Consider the following 23,672-nt stretch of genomic DNA (forward strand, 5'->3'; position numbering starts at 1 on the left):
TGCTGAACTAAATAAATGCGGCGATCCGCCCGGCGGATCGCCGTTTGTATTGAGAGGGCTATTGCCTAATTGGTGATCCAGTCAATGAAGCGGCGGGTTTCGGTAATCGCCTGATCCAGTTGAAGACTGCCTCCCTGGAATGGGTGAACCGTATTAAAAGTATGATTGCCGCCTTGAATTTGTACCCACTCGATATCGGGACGAACGGAGGTGAGCTGGGCAGAGCCTTCCCGTAGACGTTTGGAGTCTTCGGTTCCCTGGATAAGCACAACTGGGAGCTGGCTGTTGGCAAGTCTGTCTACAATGGCAAAACGCTCGCGATTGTGCTCCAGGTCGTCCAGAATGACAGCATCCAGCGGAAGCTGTTGCCCAGTTCTGGCGTTTTGCACATAGCTGCGTCCCTTGGCACGCATTTCTTCTTTTTGCGGTAAAGTAAACAGATCAAGATCCGTTACGCCATTCCATGAAATGACGCCAGCAATCTCGCCGGGATGATCTAGAGCATATACAAAGCAGCTTCCCGCACCTCGGCTATGTCCTAACAGAAACAACGGCAATTCTCTGAATTCATGGCGTGCTCTCAGATTGGACAGCAATAGTACCAAATCCTCTTGTTCGCGGCTATAGGTGTTGCGTGCGAACTTTTCCAGCTCGGTAAAATTCTCCAGATCCTCACCTATGCCATTATGTGAAAAGTTGAAGGTTACCACATGGTTATCCATACTCAATGCTTCTGCTATAAAGGGGAACATACCCCAATCCTTAAATCCTTTGTAGCCATGAGCGATGATGAGCAGGCTTTTGGCCGTATTTTTAGCGGGAAACCAGGAGGCACGGATCACCGCATCTGTTCCTGCATCGGTACCTGCTTCAACCACAATCGTTTCTGACATCCTATCCTTCCTTTCTACGGGAGTTTTTAAACCGGCATATCCGCGAATTTCAAGCATTCACTGATTGCCTCTCTCATTTTAACATATTTTGGTGACGCTTTTACGCCTTTGCGACTCGCCAGGGTGTGGACGCACTGTTACAATAGATCCAGTAAAGTAAAAAAAGGGCGGGGAATACCCAAATGATCTACGGAATTGGACATGATGTGCTGGAAATAAGCCGTATGGCTCATATTTTGGCAGGTAAATATGCAGATGCATTTTTGAATCGGGTGCTGACCCCGGCAGAACGCGAGCTTGCAGTGGAACGTAAGGGAAGGCTAGCGGAGTTCGTAGCAGGGCGCTTTGCCGCCAAGGAAGCGGTAACGAAAGCCTTCGGCTGTGGAATTGGACAAATCATCGGGTTCAGTGATATGGATATTCTACCTGAACCTGGGGGGAAGCCCGTAGTTTATTTGTCTTCGTCTGCGTGGGATCGACTGAGATTGCCGAATACGGGTGACTCGAATTACAGCATTCACTTGAGTATTACACATCAGCCTAACATTGCCTCTGCTTTTGTGATTGTCGAATATAAGGAGACGTGATGGGATGACTACAAATACATTGGAACAAAAGCGTTATTTTAGCTTTGAACTGTTGAATTGGTATACACGTAACAAACGCGACTTGCCGTGGCGCCGCCATCGCAATCCTTTTTATATCTGGATTTCGGAAATTATGCTTCAACAGACACGTGTCGATACGGTCATTCCGTATTTCAATCGCTTTATTTCACGTTTTCCGACGATTGAAGCGCTGGCGGAAGCGCCCGAGGAGGATGTGCTCAAGCTATGGGAAGGGCTGGGGTATTATTCACGGGCCCGGAATTTGCAAACGGCAGCGAAACAGGTAGTTGAGCTTCACGGTGGGCAGGTGCCGGATGATACGCAGGCTGTTGCGGCACTGAAAGGTGTAGGTCCATATACGACGGGGGCCATTATGAGCATTGCCTTTAATCGACCAGAGCCTGCTGTAGACGGGAATGTGATGCGTGTGCTGTCACGTTATTTCCTCATTGAAGAGGATATTATGAAGGGTAGCACGCGGTCGCATATGGAAAGTCTGGTCAGGGAGCTGATCCCCGAAGGGAGAGCCTCTGATTTTAATCAGGCGCTGATGGAACTGGGAGCGCTAGTCTGCACGCCAAAGTCGCCCCATTGCCTGACCTGTCCGGTCATGGAGCATTGCTCGGGCAGGCTGGCAGGCCGCGAGGAGACGCTGCCAGTCAAAACAAAAGCGAAGCCGCCGCGCCTGGAGCCGCGTTCCGTCGCCCTCATCGAGGGTAGCGGCACCAACGCAGGCCGATTGCTTGTGCGCCAACGCCCGGCCAAGGGCCTGTTGGCCCGCATGTGGGAGCTGCCGCATGAGCTTGCCGGGCCAGAGGATTACAACGGCCCGGTGCCCGATGAGCCAGCCATGGATCACCTGGCGGCTCATTTGTTGGCAGAGGGCGTGCATGCGCGCCCGGTGCGGTTTGTACGTGAGGCGGAGCACACGTTCAGCCACATTCACTGGAACCTGCGTGTGTTCCAGTGTGAAGAGGTCGCCGCCCCTGCCGGGAAGGCGGGCGAACAGCTGCTGGCTGCCGAGCAGCGGGCCAGCTACAGCACCGCGGCGAAGCCAGGTGCGTTGATTGCGCTCGCTGAGCAGGCGGATCAGGCGAGTAGCACCTTGCCAGCGGGGTACCGCTGGATCAGCGAGGCGGATATGTCCACCTTGGCGTTTCCCAAGGTGTTCCTTGATCTGATCACCGAATATTATGCGAAGCAAAAAGAGAACTGATGTTAATAAAATAACTGTCGGCAAAAGATAAAGTATTAGACTTATCCTAGAAAATGGAAACAGCGACAACTAAGGACGAGAAAATAAAGTCCTAGACTGTCGCTGTTTCCATTAAACTAACGTTTCCCGTTAGTCCAATATCCTTTACTGCTGGGAGATCAGCAATTACTTCATTTTTCAAAAAGAAACCAAAGTAGAAATTTATTGAAATAATATGCAGAAGATATCCTAATGTTGATAGCTTCATCGGCCGAGCTGAGAGAATTGCGGGACGAACGATGCTCGTTGTTAAAAAACATTTGACACGAGAAAGACATAAAGCTAACAAAGAAATTGCAAATATCTTTGAATAATTGTTTTTAAAATTTTCAATTATTTAACCACTGCCAGTTGATTTCGACAGAGTCTATGACCAGATATTTTCAGTCTTCTGGTACGCTTAGCAGTTATAGCATGTGGAATACGTTGCTATGCAACCCGTCTCTACGGGATGCTAAGAGCAACAAGTTTAAGATGACAATGGTTTATGTTTTTAGGCGAGCCAGGTACTTGACATACGTGATCCGTAGCTCTAAAATGAGCTAAGTCATTATGGACTCGATGAGTCGATAATCGGAGCGCAAATGAATTATTCTTAACTCGACTATGCACTTCGTGTCCATGCGATCAAAGGAGCTGGTTCTTTGTATGAATGCAAGCTGAATCACGCACCTTTTTTTTGCTCAATTACAGACATTGAGTATCTATAATATCTTATTATTAATTTGAGTATAGGACACAGTGACAGATCGTATCACTTAAAAGAACTTAGATTAGGGAGATGACAAACGATGAAAATATTTATGACAGGCGTTACCGGATATATCGGAAGTTCTGTGGCTAAAGTATTGCTCGATGCAGGGCATTCTATCTATGGTCTGACCCGGAGCACCAGCAAAATAAACGAGCTGAAAGAGCTTGGAGTGGAGCCTGTCGTGGGCACACTTGGAGATACGGAAATACTGGCTGATTACGCAAAACGGAGCGATGGAGTGATTCATACAGCTGACGTTGCTCACCGCAAGGCTATTGAGACGTTTATTAGCGCTTTGCGCGGTACAGGAAAGCCGTTGATTCACACATCCGGTTCAGGCAACGTTGGGGATGATGCCAAGGGCGAATTCCAGAGCGAGCAAATCTATAACGAAGAAACACCTGTAACAAGGGACTTGGAATCGATTCGAGTCAATGAGCTGGTGCGTAAAGCAGGGGTCGATCAAGGAGTACGAGGCATTGTCATCGTACCTTCCATGGTGTATGGAACGTCTCTCGGACTTCCAAGAGACAGCATTCAGCTTCCAATGATTGTACAGAAATCGAAAGAAATGAAGGCCGGAGTCTACATTGGCAAAGGTCTGAACAGATGGTCGAACGTCCATATTCGTGACTTGGCCCAATTGTATCTTCTTGCACTAGACAAAGCGCCATCCTCCTCTTACTTTTTCGCAGAAAATGGCGAGGAATCGTTCCGTGATCTAAGCCGTTACGTAAGTGAGGCGCTTGGATATGAGGGACGCACGATGAGCTGGTCTCTGGAAGAAGCGGTTGGTGAATTTGGCCTTCTGGCTCAATATACACTTGCGACGAATTGCCGAATTCGCTCTGTGCATACTCGAAACTTGCTTGGCTGGAAGCCTGAAGCCGAATCCGTGCAAACTTGGCTTGCCAATAGCTTTTGAAGATTGTGATATTGATCAGGGAGGTAGAAGGAAGATGACCGGAGACTGAGGCCGAAATATATGATCTTGCGATTGTTGGCGGTGGCCCTGCTGGACTGAACGCTTGCCTTGGTGCTGGCTCGTTCACGCAGACGGGTACTGGTAATCGATAAGGAGATGCCAAGAAATCATGTGACAAAAGAGTCTCATGGCTTCTTGACACGTGTTGGGATTACGCCCGGCGGATTGCAAGGGAACAGATATTGAAGTACCCTTAATGATTACATTCTTTCTAACGCGAGCCATTTCGATATGAAAGTAAACAAATTGGATTTAGAAGCAATATTGGCACTGTGTAGCAATAGCAGCTCGGACTAAAACTTTATTTTTTGCGTACAACTGACGATTTGCCATTAAGCTGACCTGCCCGTTAATGTAATGAAGTTGCCGGTCAACACAGGCAGCTTCATTCTCGTCGTTTATTCAATTATCGTTTCTACGTTAGCATAATGATTTACAGTGATACGGTTCACCGCGCTATCTCTAACCGCTAAGTTTAATGGTCATCTACCCGGATGGCCTTTTAGCGTTATAAGCTACAAATTTTACAACGATTACTCCGATAACGGGACGATAGCATCATGAGAACAAGTCGTAGGAAACGAACGCGTTTACGAAATGGTTTGTAAAATGCGAATGATTTCTTTTTCGATAACTGAATCGTCAACAGTATCCAGATATTCTGGACTAATCACTTGATACTGTTTCATTCTATAAAACTCCATAAGGGCTTGTTTCAAGGTCAGATCATACCATTGAATACTAAAGGTCGGTTCCATAATGCGCCGAAGCGTCGCATCATCTTGAACTAAGGACAGCGCAGCGTGCATTCTGTTAAAAATCTTCTTATCCATACCGGATTGAAAAAATGATTGTAAATTTTTTATTCTATTTTGTTGAGCAACGGAAATTTTTTCAAAAAGTCGTGGATAAAACTCCTTGAGGTCTTGCAGGAACAAATCGGATAAATAAATAACACCTATTAACGATTCCAGAAACGTTTTTTGAAATCGATCAATATATGAAACGGAATCATCATATACAACGGTGTCAGCCTGCTGCAAATACTGAATTCCATACTCTACAACCTGTTCAATGATTTCATCTTTGGATGAAAAGTGCTTGTAAAGCGTCACTTTACTAATATCCATATGTTTTGCGATATCTTCAATTTTCAGTTGGCTGAATCTGGTTCTTCTAATTACAGGTTTGATTTTATTTAGATATTGATCTGCGCTCACGGGTTTTCTCACGATTGAAGCCTCCTCTAATGCTCATCAAATCATATTATATCAAAATACCTGTATCAACAAACAATATTAAATAAAAATATTAAATTAACTAATATTATTAATTTAGTTTACTTAGTTAATTTGTCGTTGTATAATCTCTCTTGTAATGAATAGCCAATCGAGGAAGGGATAACGGTCTCAAAAGCGATATATATTTCTCGAAATCACATTATTAAAAAAGGAGAATACACAATGAAAATCACAGTTCTCGGCTCACTCGGCAATATCAACCGCAACTACCTGCCATCCCTAATCGCAGACGGCCACGATGTCACCGTCATCACAAGCTCCAAAGATCGTATCGCCGACATCGAAGCGCTTGGTGCCAAACCAGCAGTCGGATCAAACCTCGACGTCGAATTCCTCGCGCAGGCCTTCGCAGGTAGTGACGTCGTTTACCTCATGATTTCGGGTATCAACTATGCCTCTGGCACCGACATGTGGCAGACCGCTATTGATCTTGCTGAAAATTATAAGGCCGCTGTGCTAAAATCAGGCGTAAAAAATGTCGTCAACCTCAGCTCAGTCGGCGCCGACAACGCAAACGCCGGCATTCTCTACAGCTATCATTTTGCAGAAGACGCGCTAAACTCGCTTGAAAGCGTGAACGTTGTCCACATCCGGCCTGTCGGCTTTTACAGCAATCTTTTTGCCGACATGCAAAGCCTCAAAACCCAGCAGACTATTTTCAGCCCAATTTCTGTTGACATCCCACAAGGCTGGGTCAGCCCCGTTGATATTGCAAACGTCGTTTACGCCATGATTTCTCACACCCCAGCGGGTAAAAGCGCGAAGTTCATAGTTAGTGACTGGGCCACAGGCAACGACTGGCTCAACGCCCTTGCAGAGAAAGGTATCGAAGCCAAATACCAACAAATCCCCGTTGAAACTCTTGCTGAGAATATGAAAAAAATCGGCTTCCACGAGAACACTGCCAACGAGTTTGCCCAAATGAACCGCGCCTGCGAGAACGCCGACGAGTTCTACGCCAGCCTCCGTGCAACCGACTACCACCTTGGTAAAGTCAAGGTCGGAGACTTTGCGGAAGTTTTTGCAGACGTGTATAATAAATCTGTTTAAACAGTCCAGAATGCTGTTAACCTGCGGATGAGAATGCGTCTAAGTGCGCTACTTCTTTCGATAACTTGACCCGGAGAATCTTGGGATGGCAGCCTGTTCATCCTGCTCTAATCTCAGACCTCGAACAGGGTTTTACTCTGACTTGGTTTTGACATATAAAGAACAAAGCTCGCTGAAGCGATAGCGAGCTTTGTTCTTTATTGATAAATGCGCACAAAAAAAATCCTTACCTGTGATAGGTTCATATCGAATGACTTTAAACTAACCTGCCCGTTCGTATTATGAGATCAACCAGTTCTTTCTGGTTGATCCTTTTTTCATTTGCATAGAGGATTAAGGTAGCCTGGTCGAACGTACCTGCCCGTGGGACTTGATCCCGAGCGCTATAGTGTTCGCCCTACTTGTCATGACCATGATTGAGGCTGGTTGGGACGTAAGATCCCGTATAACAAGCGATGCTATGGAGCGACAAGAAGAACCTTAGGGATGCCGGGGAATCTAAACTTACAGGGAGAGATGAAATGAATCCAGTTGTCGGTCTAGATATTTCAAAAGAAGAAAGTCATGGACAAGCCTTTTTAGCGCGCGGAAAGCCCTTCAGAGGGACATTCCACTTCGAGCACACTCGTGATGGCCTAGCAAATTTACATCAAGTTTTGAAGGATGTTGAGACTGCATCCAAACTACGTCCTCTGCTTATTCTAGAAGCAACCGGCCATTACCAAAGTCCCGTTGTTCAGTTCCTAGAAGAACATCACTACATTTACATTATCATTAATCCGCTCATCTCAAATCGGCTTAGAAAGTCTCAACTTCGTAAAGTAAAGACGGATGCTGCGGACGCTTACCTATTGGGAGAGTTGTACTACAAGGAAGAGTTTGAACCTTTTAAAAAAAGAGGTGGCAACTTCTCAATCTGCGCTATCTTACAAGACAGTATGAGTCCCTTTCAAAGATGTGTGTACAGACGAAGCTGCAATTCCAAGCCGTTTTAGATCAGGTTTTCCCAGCTTACAAAGGCGTCTTTGGAGCTATGTATTCCCGTATTTCACTACGGTTTTTAAGTAAATTTCCAACCTCATATTCAGTTTTGCAGACGGATGAAATTACACTCAAAGCTAAGATGAAAGAACTACTTTCTTCGAAACGGGGGCGTTCAGAGGGCTGGATTAACCAACGGGTTCAGCGACTGCTAGACGCGGCAAAGCAAAACCCATTTCAGCAAACCATGTATGCAAGCCACTTAATCAATTTGAAAGTTCTTATTACCCTTATTCTTCAGTACCAAGAGCATCTTGCTGAACTGGAACAGAACATAGATGCTCTGGTTGAAGAAATTGAAGAGTATGAATTAATTCAGTCGATTCCCGGTATTGGGCATAAAATTGCTGCAACAATTTTATCTGAAATTGGAGAAGTCGACCGATTTGATCATCCTAAAAAGCTAGTGGCTTTTGCAGGCATTGACCCGAGTGTCTTTGCTTCCGGTAAATTTACAGCAACTCGAAACCGAATCACGAAACGTGGTTCCAGACAGTTGCGTTACGCACTGGTAATGGCTGTCCAGTGTGGGCTTATACGCTCCCGAAATATGCGACTCAAAGCGTTCTATGATCGCAAGAGAGCAGAAGGAAAACCACATAAAGTAGCTCTAATCGCATGTGCAAATAAGCTCATCCATTGGCGTTATGCAATCTTGAAAAACAAAAAGGAATTTCGTCCAATTTAAAAGATTATCATTGGCATAACCTTCCAAGACACAACGGAAATTGGAGGGTTATTTGGCATGCTCATTTTAACTATACCACATGATTTAGAATCACTTTACTGGTAATCTTGACAAGCTATTAGCTGGTATAGCCTAATGAAGCAACGTCAGTCTAATACTTTATTTTTTAGTCTAGAACTTTATTTTCTTTTGAAAATAGCGGCAGTATGGACTTGAGGTTACTCCATGCTGCTGCTATTTTTTTGTTTCTGGAATGAAAATGCCTAACTTAGTTACGAACAAAGCGTGTTATTTCTGGTGATGTTTTCGGTATTCGGATGGGGTCAATTTGTTGACCGTTTTGAACATCTTGGAGAATAGGAGTACATCTTTATACCCTACAGACCGAGCAATATCTCCGATTTTCAGGGAAGTATTTTTTAATAGGGAGCATGATTTTTCAATCCTCAAATGCAATAAAAATTCCTGTGGTGACTTATTGAGTTGCTGTTTAAATAAACGATGCAAATACGAACGGTCAATTGAAATGTACTTGGCAATGTCACTTACGGTAATGAAATGTGAATAGTTTTGCTGAATAAAGAGAAGCGCTTCTTTAATATACCGCTGCTGTCTTACCTCATTGTTGACTTCCTGATTAGGATAAAGTTCAAACATCAGATATAGAAATTCATACAACTTGGATGCAAGCAGCAGGTCTTTGTTGGATTTCAGCGTAGAAGAAACGACGATGCTCTCCATACAGCGGGCAAGGCTGCCCTCGGCTTCGAACTGGAAAATGGGATTATCCCTATTGATACAGGTTCGGCTTAGATATTCTTTGGCTTGCACCCCATTAAAACCGATCCAGGCATATTCCCACGGGTCGACTTCATCCGCTTCGTAGTAAATTAAAACCTTCGGCTCAATAAAGAAAGCATCGTTTTTCTCCAAATGATAGATTTTATCGTTGACTTTAAAGATCCCTTTTCCTTTTAAAATAAAATGCACCATATACCCGCTTCGAATGGCTGGACCATAAGAGTGTTTGCTGGTACAGCTCTCTTTGCCGCATGTGTATAAATTGAGATCCAGGTTGTTATAGGAATGATTGGAAAAATGCGAATTCATTTGGTTTCACCTCTTAATTCATCTCTGCATATTATCACACCGTTTCATATAGAGTCTACATTATTCCATATAATTATTAAAACTATTCAATTATTATTAGGGTGTAAGAAACAAGGAGACAACATAATTTATATTTTTTGAAAATATTACTATTGGCGCTACAAGGGGGTTACTATGGCTATATTCATCGATAAAGAGAAGCTTTTATTCCATTTACAAGGCAGCAATACGAGTTATGTCATGCAGGTTATACGAGATGGTTATTTAGCTCATCTGTATTGGGGGAAGAGAATTCAGACCTATCGGGGGAGCAACAAAATCATCTTCATGGATAGAGGATTTTCACCTAATCCCGATGGGGCGGATCGAGCCTTTTCACTGGATACCATCCCACAGGAATACCCGTCATTTGGAAATAGTGACTTCAGGATTCCTGCGTATCAGCTTCAATTGGAGAATGGTTCTACAGTGACAGATTTTCGGTATAAAGAACATCGGGTTTACCAAGGCAAACCAAAATTGAAAGGGCTTCCTTCTACGTATGCGGAGGATGATGGCGAGGTAGAAACACTGGAAATCATCCTTGAAGACCCATTAATTGATGTAAAGGTTGTACTATCCTATAGCCTATATCAAAAGTGGGATGTCATTACCCGTTCAGTCCGTTTCGATAATGAAGGTCAGCAGCAGCTAAAGTTGCTTAGAGCATTAAGTGCTAGTGTGGATTTTCGTGATGATGAGTATGAACTCATTACCTTGTACGGTGCGCATAATAATGAAAAAAATATAGCAAGACGAAAAATTTTACCCGGGATTCAAATGGTAGACAGCTGCCGCGGAGCCAGCAGCCCTCAACAAGCACCCTTTATGGCACTTGTAAGGGAAGGAACAGATGAAGAACAGGGCGAAGTGTACGCCTTTAATCTGGTGTACAGCGGGAACTTTACGGCCCAGACTCAGGTTGATTCCTATCGGAACACTAGAGTTACGATGGGGATTAATCCTTTTGATTTTACATGGTTGCTTGAACCAGAGGAATCCTTCCAAACGCCAGAAGTCGTCATGGTATACACCGAAGATGGCTTGGGTGGTATGTCGAGAATTTATCATGATTTATATAGGAACAGATTATGTCGTGGACCATTTCGTGACAAGGAACGACCGATCCTGATTAATAATTGGGAAGCCACCTACTTTGACTTTGATGCCGACAAGATTGAGCAGTTGGCGAAGGAAGCTCAAAGTGTAGGAGTGGAGCTGTTTGTATTGGATGATGGATGGTTTGGAAAGCGTGATGATGACAATACTTCATTAGGCGATTGGGTGGTGGATCGACGCAAACTTCCAGATGGCTTGCCGGATCTTGCCAACCGCATTCGAAATCTGGGTATGGAGTTTGGCTTGTGGTTTGAACCTGAAATGGTATCCATAGACAGCGATTTATACAGAAAGCATCCCGATTGGTGTATCCATGTCCCTGATCGTCCGTATACGTTGGGCAGAAATCAGCTTATGTTGGATTTATCGAGGAAGGAAGTGTGTGAGTACATCGTTAAGTCGGTTTCCGACATTTTATCGGATGTTCCAATTACTTATGTGAAATGGGACATGAATCGTCACATGACAGATGTGGGTTCGGCCGCTTTACCACCTGAAAGACAAAGGGAGACGGCGCATCGTTATATTCTGGGGCTCTACAGTGTTATGGAAGAGCTTACATCGAAGTTTCCTCATGTCTTATTCGAGAGCTGCTCTAGTGGAGGAGGCCGTTTTGATGCCGGTATGCTCTATTACATGCCTCAGACCTGGACAAGTGATAATACGGATGCCATTTGCCGACTGAAAATTCAATGGGGAACAAGTCTTGTCTACCCTCCGATTACGATGGGCGCACACGTCTCCACGGTACCTAACCATCAAGTGGGCAGAATAACTCCATTGGAGACCAGAGGTTATGTCGCCATGGCCGGGAATTTAGGATATGAGCTGGATCTGACGGCATTAACCGTTGAAGAAAAAGAAGTGGTAAAACAACAGATAGCTCTGTATAAAGAAATGAGATCGATCATTCAGTTTGGAAAGTTTTACAGAATTATTAATCCATTTGATGAAAATGAAGCCGCATGGAACTTTGTGTCAGAGGATCAAACGGAAATGGCGGCCAGCTATTTCAAGGTTTTATCCCAACCGGCTGCTGCGATTAAAACGTTAAAATTCAAAGGTCTGAATCCAGACTACGTTTACAGAAATATAGAAACGGGTGAGCTGTTCGGTGGTGATGAATTAATGCATGTTGGCATAACGCTTGCCAGGGTGAAGCAGGACTTTTTAGGCATGTTCTGGAGATTTGTTAAAGAGGACATCTGATTCAGCTAGAGGAGGTTTTACTAGATGGAAGCAAAAGAAAAGCAGTATAAGCAAATATCTCAAGAAATTTTAAAATATATCGGTGGTGAAGAGAACATTATCGGTGTGGCCCATTGTGCCACAAGACTAAGAATTGTCCTTGAGGACAATGAAAAAGCGGAATTAAAGAAGATTGAGGATATTGATCTGGTTAAAGGTGTTTTCATAGCAGGGGATCAACTGCAGATCATTTTTGGAGCAGGGTTGGTCAATAATATCTATGCTGTGTTCTCCAAACTGACTGGAACGGAAGATATGTCATTAAGTGATGTCAAATCGAAGTCCGCACAAAAGCAAAATCCTTTTCAGAAAGCGATTAAATCGCTGTCAGATGTCTTCATTGAGATCATGCCTGGAATTCTTGCCGCCGCATTGTTAATGGGGATCACCGGTCTTCTAGGTCAAAAGGGGCTATTCGGCCCTAAATCGATTGTGGAGATGTATCCAATTTTCCAAGGGATCAATCGCTTTGTTCAGATCGTTTCCACAGGGATTTTCACCATCCTCCCGCTGCTTGTTGTGTATTCTGCAACCAAGAGATACGGTGGTCGTCCAATTCTCGGGCTTGTGCTAGGTGCGATTATGCTTCATCCGGCCTTGGCGGATGCTTTTGAGGTAGCTAAAGGAAGCCAAAATCCGGAATCGATCAGTCTTTTCGGGCTTCCCGTACAGTTGGTTGGCTTTCAGGGCGGTATTATTATTGCTCTAATGATGGGATATGTGGTAGCCAAGTTGGATCAGTTTTTTAACAAAAAGGTTCCAGACATGATTAAACTATTTTTGGCCCCTTTGCTGACGGTCTTTGTTTCTTCCCTGCTTCTGTTTACCATTATCGGTCCTCTTGGGAGAGAGTTGGCCAGTCTGGTGACTGTTTCGTTGCTCTGGATGACGCAAAACCTAGGGATATTCGGCTTTATGTTTTTTGCAGGTATTCAGCAGATCATCGTTATTACGGGTTTGCACCATGTTATGGGCGCGGTAGAAGCACAGTTGTTAACCGATACAGGCAGAAATTTTATTAATCCGTTGGCATCGGTAGCTTTGATGGCTCAAGGGGGCGCCGTTTTGGGGTATGTTCTTTTGAATCGCAAAGACACCAAGGTTAAAGAACTGGGTTACTCTGCATTCGGGTCTGTACTTTTTGGAATCTCGGAACCAGCCATCTTCGGGGTCACTTTAAAGTATAAATTCCCTTTAATTGCTGGTTGCCTTGGAGGAATGGTTGCAGGGGCATATGTATATTTAAGCAAGCTGACAGCCATAGGATTCGGAACCACGGCTCTTCCTGGCTTTGCAATTGCAGCATCAGATAACCACGGTCATATCAATTATCTTGTTGCTCATCTGATTGCCCTGTTATGCGGAGCATTATTTACATTGGCTTACGGTATGATCAAGAGCAAGAGGTCAAAAGTAATATCTTAAGGAATGAATCGAAGTTTATGAATAAAAAGGAGTAGAAAGAGCTTGCAGGCTCTTTTCTACTCCTTTTTATTTGGGGGTATCGTACTTATAGGGAGGGATCGCTCTCAATCAGCCCTTTGCCGATTACATTGGCTGATACCGGAGGCTTGCCGAGCTCGCGCGACCATACGGATAACTGCCCGATATGATGAATCTGATGGGCAATGACATGGCGCATTACCTCGCCCCAGGCATCAATCGCAATTCTGCCGTCCGGGAGGTGATCTTCAAACCTTTTTCGTTCCAGACCTTCATGCCAGGCGAGTACGAACGGCTCTACATCGAGTCGAAACTTTGCATCCAGCTCGCGGACTTTATCCAGCGTATTATACTGAGAGAAGTCTTCCTGAAAATCAGGTTTGCCTTGAATGATTTGAATCCAGCTCCATTCTACATCAACGATATGAAAGAGCGTTTTTAGAATTCCGCCAACCCCGCCGATGCGTTCTTTCAGCAGTTCCTCCTGCGGCACCTCTTCACACCAGCGGTACCATTGTTCCCGAATCATCCAATTGTAACGAAAAAAAGTCTGCATCCATTACCCTCCAGGGACTGTAATAAAAAATGGTTTCCACCAGTTTACCACAGAATGCCAAAAGGGCTGTCTCATTCGTAGAAAATCTACTTTTGAGACAGCCCTCGTGATTCAGGATAAGAATGTTGCTACTGGCTTATTTCTTTGCAGCAGCGTAACGTTTGTTGACTTCATCCCAGTTGATTACATTGTAGAAAGCTGCAATGTAGTCTGGGCGTTTGTTTTGATATTTCAGGTAGTAAGCATGCTCCCAAACATCCAATCCAAGAACCGGAGTCAGACCTTCGAACAGCGGGCTATCTTGGTTTGGAGTGCTAGTGATCGCCAATTTGCCGTCTTTGCCGACAACCAGCCAAGCCCAGCCGCTACCAAAACGAGTTGTAGCTGCTTTAGTGAAGTCTTCTTTAAACTTGTCATAGCCGCCCAGTTCGTTGTTGATGGCTTCAGCAATTGCACCTGTTGGCTGTCCACCGCCGTTAGGAGCGATAACTTCCCAGAACAGGCTGTGGTTGTGGTGTCCACCACCGTTATTGCGAACCGCAGTGCGGATGCTTTCAGGAACGCTGTCCAGATTGGAGATCAGATCCTCCAGGCTTTTGCTTTGCAGTTCAGGAGCGCTCTCCAGAGCTGCATTTAAGTTCGTAACATATGTGTTATGGTGACGATCATGGTGAATTTCCATTGTCAGTGCATCAAAGTGTGGTTCCAGTGCGTCTTTTGCGTAAGGAAGTTCTGGTAATTGAAATGCCATAATAAAATCCCTCCTGGTTATATGGTTGGGTAAGTGTTCCTATGTAATAATACCCTCGATAGTTATATTAAACCGCATTCGGCCTATTTTTTCAACATTTTTGTTTGTAAAATACCAAACTGAGCAATAGGGCCTGGTAGCTAGCATGTCCAAAAACCCGATTGGAATACGTAATACATAGGTAATAAGAGGTAAATTTGCCCCTCAAAAATGTAAACGCTTTATATACAGCGCTTACATGAGAAAAAAGGATGTATTCCGTCAAAAAGTATGGTTTAATGGTCAAGGAAGCAGAATTTTGGGCTTTTTTGTCGTCTGCTATAAGCTGTCATGTCTATGACATGACGAACTTGAGGGCACACACCCTTTTCCTGTTCTTCATTTCATATATAGCAGATCGTATGCATTTTTATCATAATGCCTTGTGATTAACACCATGATAAGCGCTTTATGGATTTATGTAAAAATGACGGTGCTGTCTCAATTTTTTTATTATGCTTACGAAAAGGGAGATATTACTTATGCACGTTCGTTCCTTTCAATTAAGTGATGTGAATTCAGTAACGGAACTCATGCAAATTGCCTTGTCAGAGGAGTGCTACAAAGAGACGGTGGGTGCTTTTGCCCGTCAGCTTTCGTGGGATTCCGGTTTGATCGTCGTTGCCGAAGAAGAGGGAGAGATCGTTGGTGCCCTTATTGGCACGATTGATCAGAATCATGGTTGTTATTATCGTATTGCTATTCACCCGGATCATCGTCGGATGGGAATCGGGAAATCGCTTGTGGAGTCCATGGAGCAGCGTTTTCAGCAACGTAAGGTTAGCCGTATTTGGGTAGCTGGGGACAAGCATAACAGTGCGGCCATGCCGTTGTACGAAGCTATGGGCTACGGAGCAAGCCAGATTTTACAGGCGTTTCAGAAGCTGAGTATTTTGGCACCTCATTAATCGGTATTCGATATACAGAAACGAAGTATAATATTTACATTTAGAGCATATCTGAGTAACCGTTGCAATCGGGTACGGGATATGCTTTTCTATTTATAACAGGGTTGAGGAGGTTAATTATGGACGCTTTGGCTCCTTCGTCAGACCCGCTTCCTTCACCGGAAACGTCCAAACAGGCAGGTCGCTCTGGTTACATACGCGATTGGTTAGTCACTCTGCTGATCGCGATGGTTGTCTTGCTGCTTCTGAACCTGTTTGTATTTAACTTGTCTACGGTCAGAGGACATTCGATGCAGCCGACGCTAATGGAAAGCCAGCATTTGTTCGTTAACAAGCTGGTTTATAATTTTCATGATCCGGGAAGAGGGGACATTGTGATTTTAAAAGATCCCGATTCCAAACTGTCCAGCCCAAGATTTTTAGTGAAAAGAGTCATAGGTATTCCCGGAGATGTCATTCGGATTGAGCATAATCATTTATATGTAAACGGTGAGCTGCTAAATGAACCGTACACCAACTCGGACGTGGAGGATGGTGATTACGGTCCTTTTACGGTGGAGCCAGAACACTTCTTTGTCATGGGAGATAATCGCCATACGGCTGCAAGCAAGGATAGCCGGTACTTTGGCAGCGTTAAGTCTGAAGATTTACTGGGACGTGCAGAGTTTATATTTTGGCCGATCTCGGAGTGGAAGTGGCTATAGAGCAGTTATGAGTCTGAAATCAATGCGGAATACGTGCGACCCGATCAGAGCTACAACGGATCAGCGATTCCCAATCAGGAAAGGAAGAGGACGATGAAAGAAGTGATGGTTTATACCGACGGTGCTTGTTCGGGGAACCCGGGCCCAGGGGGCTGGGGGATTGTTTTGCTGTATGGAGAGCATCGTAAGGAGCTGTCGGGTGCCGAAAAGATGACGACAAACAACCGCATGGAGATCAAGTCGGTGATTGAAGCGCTGAAGCTGCTCAAGGAGCCGTGCCGTGTAAAAGTACACAGTGACTCTGCCTATGTCGTCAATTGCTTCAAACAAGGCTGGATTAAGAATTGGCTCCGTAATGGCTGGCGCAACAGTAAAAATCAGCCGGTGGAGAACAAGGAACTTTGGGAAGAACTATGGGCACTAATGGGTAAGCATGAGGTTGAATATGTGAAGGTGAAGGGCCACAGTGACAACGAACTGAATAATCGCTGTGATTTTCTGGCGACGAGTGCTGTTAAAAATTTACGGTAGCATCTGCTGCTATTTTCTGTTGAAATTTGAGATAGGAGAATGATACATCATTCTCCTATCTGTCACGAAGAATTGTGAAAGAGAGGTGAGTATCGGATGCAACGCGAACTAACTCGGACGGCGACCGGAACGGCTTCGACTTGGGCTTCGCTCAAGCAGGAAATTATTGAGGCAGCTCCAGGGCTGGGGATTGATTCCATCGGGTTCGCATCCGCCGATCCCTTTCTGTCTCTGAAAGCTATATTGGAAGAGCACCGTGCTAAAGGCTATGAATCCGGCTTTGAGGAGCCCAATATTGATAAGCGTATCTATCCAGAGCTGTATGGCTCGCAGCCCGCATCCCTGATTGCCATTGCGGTGGCGTATCCTTCGAAAATGAAGGACCCGCCGAAGTCGGACAAGGGAAAATACCGTGGTATTATGGCGCGTTCAGCCTGGGGCAAAGATTATCATCTGGTACTGCGGGAAGCGATGGAAAAGCTGGAGGCTTTTATAAGTGAGCGGGTACCTGATGCACTGTTGAAAAACATGGTGGATACCGGAGAATTGTCAGACCGAGCCGTTGCGGAACGCGCAGGAATTGGCTTTAGCGGCAAAAATACGATGATGATATCACCGACACTGGGGTCATGGATTTATCTCGGGGAGCTGTTGACGAACATTCCCTTCCAGCCCGATGAACCGGTTACGGATGGTTGCGGAGAGTGCACCAAATGTTTGGATGCATGTCCTACCGGTGCGCTTGTAGGTCCGGGACAGCTGAATGCCCAGCGGTGTGTGTCCTTTTTGACGCAAACCAAGGGCTTTTTGGACGAGGAGTTTATGCTGAAAATAGGGAATCGGCTGTATGGATGTGATACGTGCCAAATCGTATGTCCCAAAAATCGAGGCCTTAACTGGGATCATCATCCCGAGCTTACACCCGATCCTGAAATTGTAAAGCCGTTGCTGTTACCATTACTGGATTTGAGCAATCGCGAATTCAAAGACCGGTTTGGTCAAAGTGCAGCGGCTTGGCGGGGGAAGAAGCCGATTCAACGCAATGCAGTCATTGGTCTTGGAAATTTCAAGGATGTTAGCGCGGTGCCCAAATTGACGGAGGTTTTATTGGATGATCCGCGTCCCGAGCTGCGAGGCACGGCGGCGTGGGCTTTGAGTCGAATAGGAGGGGAAAACGCTATGACAGCGATCAAGCAAGCATCAGAGAAGGAACAACATGAGCAAGTACGCGAAATGATCGCGCAGGCGCATTCCAAGCTAGCGGAACAAGAGCAGGCAGAGCAGCAAACTTCTGCTGAATTAAAGACGGAGGATTCACAGGGTCCAACTAAGATTTATTATGACGAAATGGAGACGCCTGTGGGCACTCTGACGCTGTGTGCTACGGATCGAGGGCTATGCCGAATTGACTATGGCTCTTTTTATGCGAAGGAAGCACTGCTTCAGCAATGGGCCCGGACATGGGTCGGGGAATATGTCTATGTACAGGAGCCGGAAAAGCTGCGCGAAGCTGCAGAACAACTGCGTGAATATTTTGCGGGAGAACGACGGGAATTCAGTATAGCCTATGATTTGAGAGGCACTCCTTTTCAAGAGCAGGTATGGCGCGCACTGCAAAATATTCCGTACGGACAAAGTGTGTCCTATCAAGATATTGCAGAATCGATTGGACGAGCCAAGGCGATACGTGCTGTCGGCGAAGCCAATAACAAAAATCCATTGCCTATCCTGTTTCCATGCCACCGTGTATCGGGTGCAAACGGTAGTTTGGTTGGCTATGCCGGAGGCTTGCCAGTCAAAATGAAGCTGCTGGATTTGGAGAAGGAATAAGGACATATGTTTGCAAAAAGTAATTTGCTAGCTGTCCCATGTTTTGCTATGATAAGTTCGTGTAATTCAAGATGTCTCATATAAATATACAGAGGTGACGACTTCGTGGTGTGGAATATTGTCATTCCGATTATTACCCTGATTGTTGGCTTGGTCGGGGGATTTTTCATCGGTGCTTATTATCTTCGCAAACAGCTTGAAAAGATGCAGAACGACCCTGAAACGCTGCAAAAAATGGCCAAACAGATGGGCTACAACCTGAATGGGAAACAGATGCAAAAAGCCCAGCAGATGATGAAGAACCAACAGTTCTCCAAAAATCAGCCTGGTGCGCGTAAAAATCAGGGCCGTCGGAAATAATGAGCAACGTGAGTACGGATGCCGCATGAGGTTGCTGCATAGAGGAGGATTACTGTGGCTGGCGTAAAAGATTATATTAACCGCAAAGCTGCGGATAACCGGGATAAAATCGAGTACCATGTGGAGCAGATTTTAAAACTGATCGGTGAGGACCCCAAGCGTGAAGGTTTGTTGGAAACACCGGCACGCGTTGCGCGCATGTATGAGGAAATATTTGCGGGTTATGAGGTTGATCCACGGGATGCGCTGGGTGTGACATTTGACGAGAATCACGAGGAGCTTGTAATCGTGAAGGATATTGTCTACTACAGTCAGTGTGAACACCATATGGCTCCTTTCTTCGGAAAAGTGCATATCGGCTATGTACCCAGCGGTAAAATTGTAGGACTAAGCAAGCTAGCCCGTTTGGTGGAGGCGGTGACCCGCCGATTGCAGGTACAGGAGCGTATTACATCGCAGATCGCTGATATTCTAAATGAAGCGGTCTCCGCTCACGGAGTTATGGTGGTCGTGGAAGGCGAACACTTGTGCATGTGTGCCAGAGGTGTCAAAAAGCCTGGCAGCAAAACGGTAACATCTGCCGTACGCGGTACGTTCCGTGATAATGCAGCACAACGCGCAGAGTTCTTGTCCCTGATCAAGGAATAATTGAACAGAATGCAATGGTTAGTGATAAAAAAAGGTGGTTTACGCATAGGCGTAGCCGCCTTTTTTTGTTAACATCGGTAATAGTGACAATGGGATAGCTACTGTGAAGAAGATGAAATAAAAAAATAGCAGCATGCTGCCTTGAAAATTACGATTAGCCTATGGATAACAGTTATTTTTAAGATAGGGGATAACGTATGGATCATTTACATAGCTCAACAGAAACAACAACAGCATTGCCTGAGTTGCAATGGTTGGAAGCGCCACTGATGACTACTCAGGAAGACGTATTGTTTCCGCTGGCTTGGGAGGAGCTGGCTTGTCGGCAAGTAGGGAAAGGAGCTGCGCCCATTTTGCATGTATGGCGGCATCCGGCAGCGCTTGTGATTGGTCACCGGGACCGCAGGCTTCCCAACGCTCCACAGGCGATGGAGCGAGTGCGCAGTTCAGGAACGTCGGTATGCGTGCGTCCTTCAGGTGGAGCAGCTGTCATGCTGGACAGGGGGGTACTGAACCTGTCCTTGATCCTACCGAATCCGCAGCGGGCCATCAGCCTGCATGAGGATTTTCGGCTCATGGCAGGGCTGATTGCCGATGCGCTGGCCCCGTGGTCTGCCGAGGCGCAGACTGGAGAAATCATCGGGTCCTTCTGTCCCGGGGATTACGATGTGAGCGTCCGAGGACGCAAGTTTTGCGGCATTGCGCAGCGGCGTCAGGCCAAGGCGTATATCATCACGGCCTTTGTGATGATTGAGGGCCACGGAGCAGAGCGCGCACAGGCGGTGCAGCAGTTTTATCGGGAGGCAGCCGGGGATACACCGGCAGGCGTGCAGCAGCCGGATTATCCCCGGGTTAATCCGGCAACGATGGGCAGCCTGGCAGAGCTGGCCGGAGTGCCGTCTGTCGAGGCGTACACAGCATCGCTACGCCGTGTAGTCGAGAGTCGGGCGGCCATTTTGCCTGCCAATGGCTCGCTGGTGCAACCGGAAGAATTGACTGGACAAATAGAAGCGCTCAGAGAGCGATACGATTTGCAGGTATAATTTGTTTTAGCTTAGAATGGTTGCCATCTCAGCTTGGAGGCTTGAGCGTAGCGCGCTTCCACTTCAGGCCAGTTGACGACATGCCACCAATCTTCGATGTATTTATTGCGTTCAGCCTGATGCTTTAAGTAATATGCGTGTTCCCACACATCGATCGCCAGCAGCGGAATAGACTCCCATTGAGTCAGGTTCTGGTGCTTTTCGGCCTGCAAAATTTCAAGCCGCCCGGCGCGCGGACTCCACACCAGAATGGCCCAGCCGCCGCCTTCGACCTTTTCGGCTGCTGAACTAAATTGCTTTTTGAAGGCATCGTAGCTGCCAAAATCCTTTTTAATCTGTTCAGCCAGCGGTCCGCTTGGATTTCCACCGCCTTGAGGGCTCATGATCGTCCAAAAAAGAGTATGCAGATAATGACCTGCACCGTTAAATGCCAGTTCACGTTCCCAATGCTTTACGAGGTCAAAATCACCTGTTTTTCGGGCTTCTTCCAGTTTCTTTTCCGCTTTATTCAGATCATTCACATAGCTCAAATGATGCTTGTCATGGTGAATACGCATCGTTTTTTCATCAATGTACGGTTCAAGCGCATTATAAGGGTAAGGAAGCGGAGGGAGCCGATGTCCGCCAATAGGGACCGGGCGACCAATTAAGGACTTTTCTGCTGGCGAAGGTTGCGCCTGGCCGGACTGGACGCCTTTAGTGGCCCCAGAACCTTCTCCTCTCATGCCGGCATGCCGCTCTCGAAACGCTTGTTCTGGGTAATCCTTACCCTCTGCCGCTACATGATACAGCCCAGCGGCTCGCGCGATGGAGCCGGGCTCTTGAAAGGGAGTGGTTGAGATCAGGAAATATTGACTTTCATGTGCTGCGTGTATTACAACTCCGGCGGATTTTGGCTGTTGACGCAATGCATGACTGTGTTCAGTCAGCAAACCTAGCTGCCGTACATATTCTTGTGATTGACGGTTCGCGGTTTGCAGCAAATCGTCCAATCGACGATTTAATTCCTGTGAGGCAGGCTGTGAATTCAAGCCTGATTCAGACAACGATTTCTCTCCAGTCGCTGATGCGTCTGATCCCCTTGAATGTGCTGATGATTCATCCAGCTGGTGTGTATGTGCTTGAGGAACAGACGACTCTTTTTTCCATTGATGCTGCCATGCCTGTTCTGCCGGATCAAGCGCACTCCGTTGCTCTTCGAGCAGCTCGATGGCGGTGCGTTCCGTTTGTTCAAATACGGTTCGCCAATCATCCAGCAGCCGCACATAAGCAGGCTCTAGCCCTTCAGTAGCAGATTTAATCACTTCCACGTGCCAACTTTCCTGCTGCTTCCAATGACGAATTTCCTCCAGCACACGTAAGGGCAGGAAAGACCCATAAGTACTCAGCATTCGTTTTTACCTCCCGTATCCCACTATGGCTATCCGGCAGATCTAGCAGATCTGTCCTGGATGCATATGTACCCAGTATATTCGCCGTCTCACCGTGAATATGTCTATGAACTTCCTTCATCAGGTTATACCTGTTGCGCAGAACAATAATTACTCATGGAAAATAAAAAAAAGAAGCCCGTCTACGGCACGGGTTAAGTGTCCATAGGCAGGCTTCTTTAAGACGATGATTACTTGTTTTGAAAATAATTTCTTACTTCGTAGTCGTTTGTTTATGGGCAGCAGCAGTGGTTTTCTTGTCCTCCAGCTCCTGCACACTGCTTAGAAATGTCGATACCCGTCGCAAATATTCACGGGGATGCTCTCTGAAAATAAGCTCATGTATCCCGTTTTTGACAATCCATACACTGGAAAGCGGGTTGGTTTGATTGGCAGCAAGCTTTTCCGCAATGGGGTAAGGAGCCTTTTCATCCTGTGTACCATGCACAAACATGATTGGAAACGGATAGTTCTCCTTTTTAACCTCTTGATATGGAATCTGATGCAAGCTGGTGCCGTTTAAGACTGGAAACAGCAACTCCAAAATTTCCAAAGACGGATGTCTCGGCAGATTAATTTGATTGTGAATGTTATGGTACAGTGTATCTGGCTCCAGCAGGAAGGTACTGTCCAAAATCATTGCGTCCACATCCTTGGTTTGCAAGCCCGCCTGAAGAGCGGTTCCTGCTCCCATAGAAAAGCCCCATACGATAATTTCCGACGAGCCGCGTTGCTTCGCAAGCTGAATCGCTCCAAGAAGCTGCTGGGATTCCGCCTTACCTCCGGTTGCGACGGCCTTGCTGTTTTGTGACGCGAATCCATAATCAAACATGACCACATTAAAGTTCAGACTGTGGGCATAATGCGCCAGATCATACATAGGAATCCAGCTTTCTTCGCGATTAGCCCCGTAACCATGACTGAAAATAATGGTTTTCCGCGATTGATCCGCCGGGATATACCAGCCTTGTACGATACGGCTACCATCCTTGGCTGGGAAGCTGACATCTTCATAAGGCATGCCTTTGGCCTGCATCGGATTAGAGTACAAGGGTGCGACGGTGGGATTCGTAAGCACCCAGGCGATGTAAGCATGCAAGGCAATAAAGCAAAACAACAGAAAAAATACGACCGACAGCAGCAGAGCAATCACAACGTGCTTGAACCGCAGCATACGGGGATTAAAGAGTGGGGTGGACGGCTCCTGAACAGCGGTCTGTAGCTGAGCGTTGCGCTGGGATGTCGAAATCATGTAAGAGCCTCCTTATATAAAATTGATCTTCGAATCATAAAATTTAGGTATAATTCCACTTGAAAATAGTAGGGTATGTCCGTATA

Annotated in this window: 20 protein-coding genes and 2 pseudogenes; 15 read left to right on the forward strand and 7 right to left on the reverse strand. The window is 46.0% G+C overall.

Annotated features, from left to right (window positions below; all coding sequences use genetic code 11):
* Positions 1-65 precede the first annotated feature (65 nt).
* Positions 66-893, reverse strand: coding sequence for an alpha/beta hydrolase family protein (locus tag ACUC6J_RS03830; protein ID WP_016819346.1), 828 nt, complete (start codon positions 891-893; stop codon positions 66-68).
* A 182-nt stretch (positions 894-1,075) separates the two neighbouring features.
* Between ACUC6J_RS03830 and acpS the strand changes: the two genes are divergently transcribed.
* From acpS to ACUC6J_RS03850, 4 genes and pseudogenes are all read left to right on the forward strand, one after another.
* Positions 1,076-1,480 (forward strand): holo-ACP synthase, encoded by a 405-nt coding sequence (acpS, locus tag ACUC6J_RS03835; protein WP_016819345.1) that lies wholly within the window; start codon positions 1,076-1,078, stop codon positions 1,478-1,480.
* Positions 1,481-1,484: 4 nt separating this feature from the next.
* Positions 1,485-2,717 (forward strand): A/G-specific adenine glycosylase, encoded by a 1,233-nt coding sequence (gene mutY / locus ACUC6J_RS03840; RefSeq protein WP_447249781.1) that lies wholly within the window; start codon positions 1,485-1,487, stop codon positions 2,715-2,717.
* A gap of 830 nt (positions 2,718-3,547) precedes the next feature.
* A complete protein-coding gene (locus tag ACUC6J_RS03845; RefSeq protein ID WP_025364012.1) occupies positions 3,548-4,435 on the forward strand; it encodes an NAD-dependent epimerase/dehydratase family protein in 888 nt (295 codons plus the stop codon).
* A gap of 56 nt (positions 4,436-4,491) precedes the next feature.
* Positions 4,492-4,689: pseudogene (locus ACUC6J_RS03850) on the forward strand (FAD-dependent oxidoreductase); the annotation flags it as partial.
* Positions 4,690-5,085: 396 nt separating this feature from the next.
* Here ACUC6J_RS03850 and ACUC6J_RS03855 read toward each other — a convergent pair.
* Complete coding sequence (locus tag ACUC6J_RS03855) at positions 5,086-5,727, reverse strand: TetR/AcrR family transcriptional regulator (protein ID WP_447249782.1); 642 nt, start codon at positions 5,725-5,727, stop codon at positions 5,086-5,088.
* Positions 5,728-5,958: 231 nt separating this feature from the next.
* Here ACUC6J_RS03855 and ACUC6J_RS03860 point away from each other — a divergent pair, with 231 nt between their 5' ends.
* On the forward strand, positions 5,959-6,846 hold the full coding sequence (locus ACUC6J_RS03860) for an NmrA family NAD(P)-binding protein (protein ID WP_447249783.1): 888 nt from the start codon (positions 5,959-5,961) through the stop codon (positions 6,844-6,846).
* A gap of 521 nt (positions 6,847-7,367) precedes the next feature.
* Positions 7,368-8,575 (forward strand): annotated as a pseudogene (locus ACUC6J_RS03865) (IS110 family transposase).
* Between the two features lie 288 nt (positions 8,576-8,863).
* On the opposite strand, the gene ACUC6J_RS03870 reads toward ACUC6J_RS03865, so the two are convergent.
* Positions 8,864-9,685 carry an AraC family transcriptional regulator gene (locus ACUC6J_RS03870; RefSeq protein ID WP_447249784.1) on the reverse strand — a complete coding sequence of 274 codons (822 nt, stop codon included), beginning with the start codon at positions 9,683-9,685 and terminating at the stop codon, positions 8,864-8,866.
* 174 nt (positions 9,686-9,859) lie between these two features.
* Here ACUC6J_RS03870 and ACUC6J_RS03875 point away from each other — a divergent pair, with 174 nt between their 5' ends.
* Both ACUC6J_RS03875 and ACUC6J_RS03880 read left to right on the forward strand, forming a co-directional pair.
* Positions 9,860-12,052: an alpha-galactosidase gene (locus tag ACUC6J_RS03875; RefSeq protein ID WP_447249785.1), complete on the forward strand. Its 2,193-nt coding sequence runs from the start codon at positions 9,860-9,862 to the stop codon at positions 12,050-12,052.
* Between the two features lie 24 nt (positions 12,053-12,076).
* Positions 12,077-13,516, forward strand: coding sequence for a PTS transporter subunit EIIC (locus ACUC6J_RS03880; RefSeq protein WP_025364017.1), 1,440 nt, complete (start codon positions 12,077-12,079; stop codon positions 13,514-13,516).
* An 85-nt stretch (positions 13,517-13,601) separates the two neighbouring features.
* On the opposite strand, the gene ACUC6J_RS03885 is transcribed toward ACUC6J_RS03880, so the two are convergent.
* Positions 13,602-14,090, reverse strand: a complete 489-nt coding sequence (locus tag ACUC6J_RS03885; RefSeq protein ID WP_340864239.1) for a DinB family protein — start codon at positions 14,088-14,090, stop codon at positions 13,602-13,604.
* Positions 14,091-14,226: 136 nt separating this feature from the next.
* Positions 14,227-14,841 carry a superoxide dismutase gene (locus ACUC6J_RS03890; RefSeq protein ID WP_016819339.1) on the reverse strand — a complete coding sequence of 205 codons (615 nt, stop codon included), beginning with the start codon at positions 14,839-14,841 and terminating at the stop codon, positions 14,227-14,229.
* 521 nt (positions 14,842-15,362) lie between these two features.
* Between ACUC6J_RS03890 and ACUC6J_RS03895 the strand changes: the two genes are divergently transcribed.
* The 7 genes from ACUC6J_RS03895 (at position 15,363) to ACUC6J_RS03925 (ending at position 20,904) form a co-directional block, all read left to right on the forward strand.
* Positions 15,363-15,788, forward strand: a complete 426-nt coding sequence (locus ACUC6J_RS03895) for a GNAT family N-acetyltransferase (RefSeq protein WP_013369410.1) — start codon at positions 15,363-15,365, stop codon at positions 15,786-15,788.
* 119 nt (positions 15,789-15,907) lie between these two features.
* Positions 15,908-16,492 carry a signal peptidase I gene (lepB, locus tag ACUC6J_RS03900; protein ID WP_016819338.1) on the forward strand — a complete coding sequence of 195 codons (585 nt, stop codon included), beginning with the start codon at positions 15,908-15,910 and terminating at the stop codon, positions 16,490-16,492.
* A gap of 93 nt (positions 16,493-16,585) precedes the next feature.
* Positions 16,586-17,023: a ribonuclease HI gene (gene rnhA / locus ACUC6J_RS03905; RefSeq protein WP_016819337.1), complete on the forward strand. Its 438-nt coding sequence runs from the start codon at positions 16,586-16,588 to the stop codon at positions 17,021-17,023.
* 96 nt (positions 17,024-17,119) lie between these two features.
* A complete protein-coding gene (queG, locus tag ACUC6J_RS03910; RefSeq protein ID WP_420539776.1) occupies positions 17,120-18,853 on the forward strand; it encodes a tRNA epoxyqueuosine(34) reductase QueG in 1,734 nt (577 codons plus the stop codon).
* 105 nt (positions 18,854-18,958) lie between these two features.
* On the forward strand, positions 18,959-19,213 hold the full coding sequence (locus tag ACUC6J_RS03915; RefSeq protein ID WP_013369414.1) for a YneF family protein: 255 nt from the start codon (positions 18,959-18,961) through the stop codon (positions 19,211-19,213).
* A gap of 54 nt (positions 19,214-19,267) precedes the next feature.
* A complete protein-coding gene (gene folE, locus ACUC6J_RS03920) occupies positions 19,268-19,861 on the forward strand; it encodes a GTP cyclohydrolase I FolE (RefSeq protein ID WP_013369415.1) in 594 nt (197 codons plus the stop codon).
* Positions 19,862-20,058: 197 nt separating this feature from the next.
* Positions 20,059-20,904 (forward strand): lipoate--protein ligase family protein, encoded by an 846-nt coding sequence (locus ACUC6J_RS03925; RefSeq protein WP_447249786.1) that lies wholly within the window; start codon positions 20,059-20,061, stop codon positions 20,902-20,904.
* Positions 20,905-20,915: 11 nt separating this feature from the next.
* Here the strand turns inward: ACUC6J_RS03925 and ACUC6J_RS03930 are convergent, their stop codons facing one another.
* Both ACUC6J_RS03930 and ACUC6J_RS03935 read right to left on the reverse strand, forming a co-directional pair.
* Positions 20,916-22,295 carry a Fe-Mn family superoxide dismutase gene (locus ACUC6J_RS03930; protein WP_019686141.1) on the reverse strand — a complete coding sequence of 460 codons (1,380 nt, stop codon included), beginning with the start codon at positions 22,293-22,295 and terminating at the stop codon, positions 20,916-20,918.
* A gap of 253 nt (positions 22,296-22,548) precedes the next feature.
* Positions 22,549-23,586, reverse strand: a complete 1,038-nt coding sequence (locus ACUC6J_RS03935; protein WP_017428436.1) for an alpha/beta hydrolase — start codon at positions 23,584-23,586, stop codon at positions 22,549-22,551.
* Positions 23,587-23,672: the final 86 nt, after the last annotated feature.

It is taken from the genome of Paenibacillus sp. JJ1683 (genome assembly GCF_053006485.1).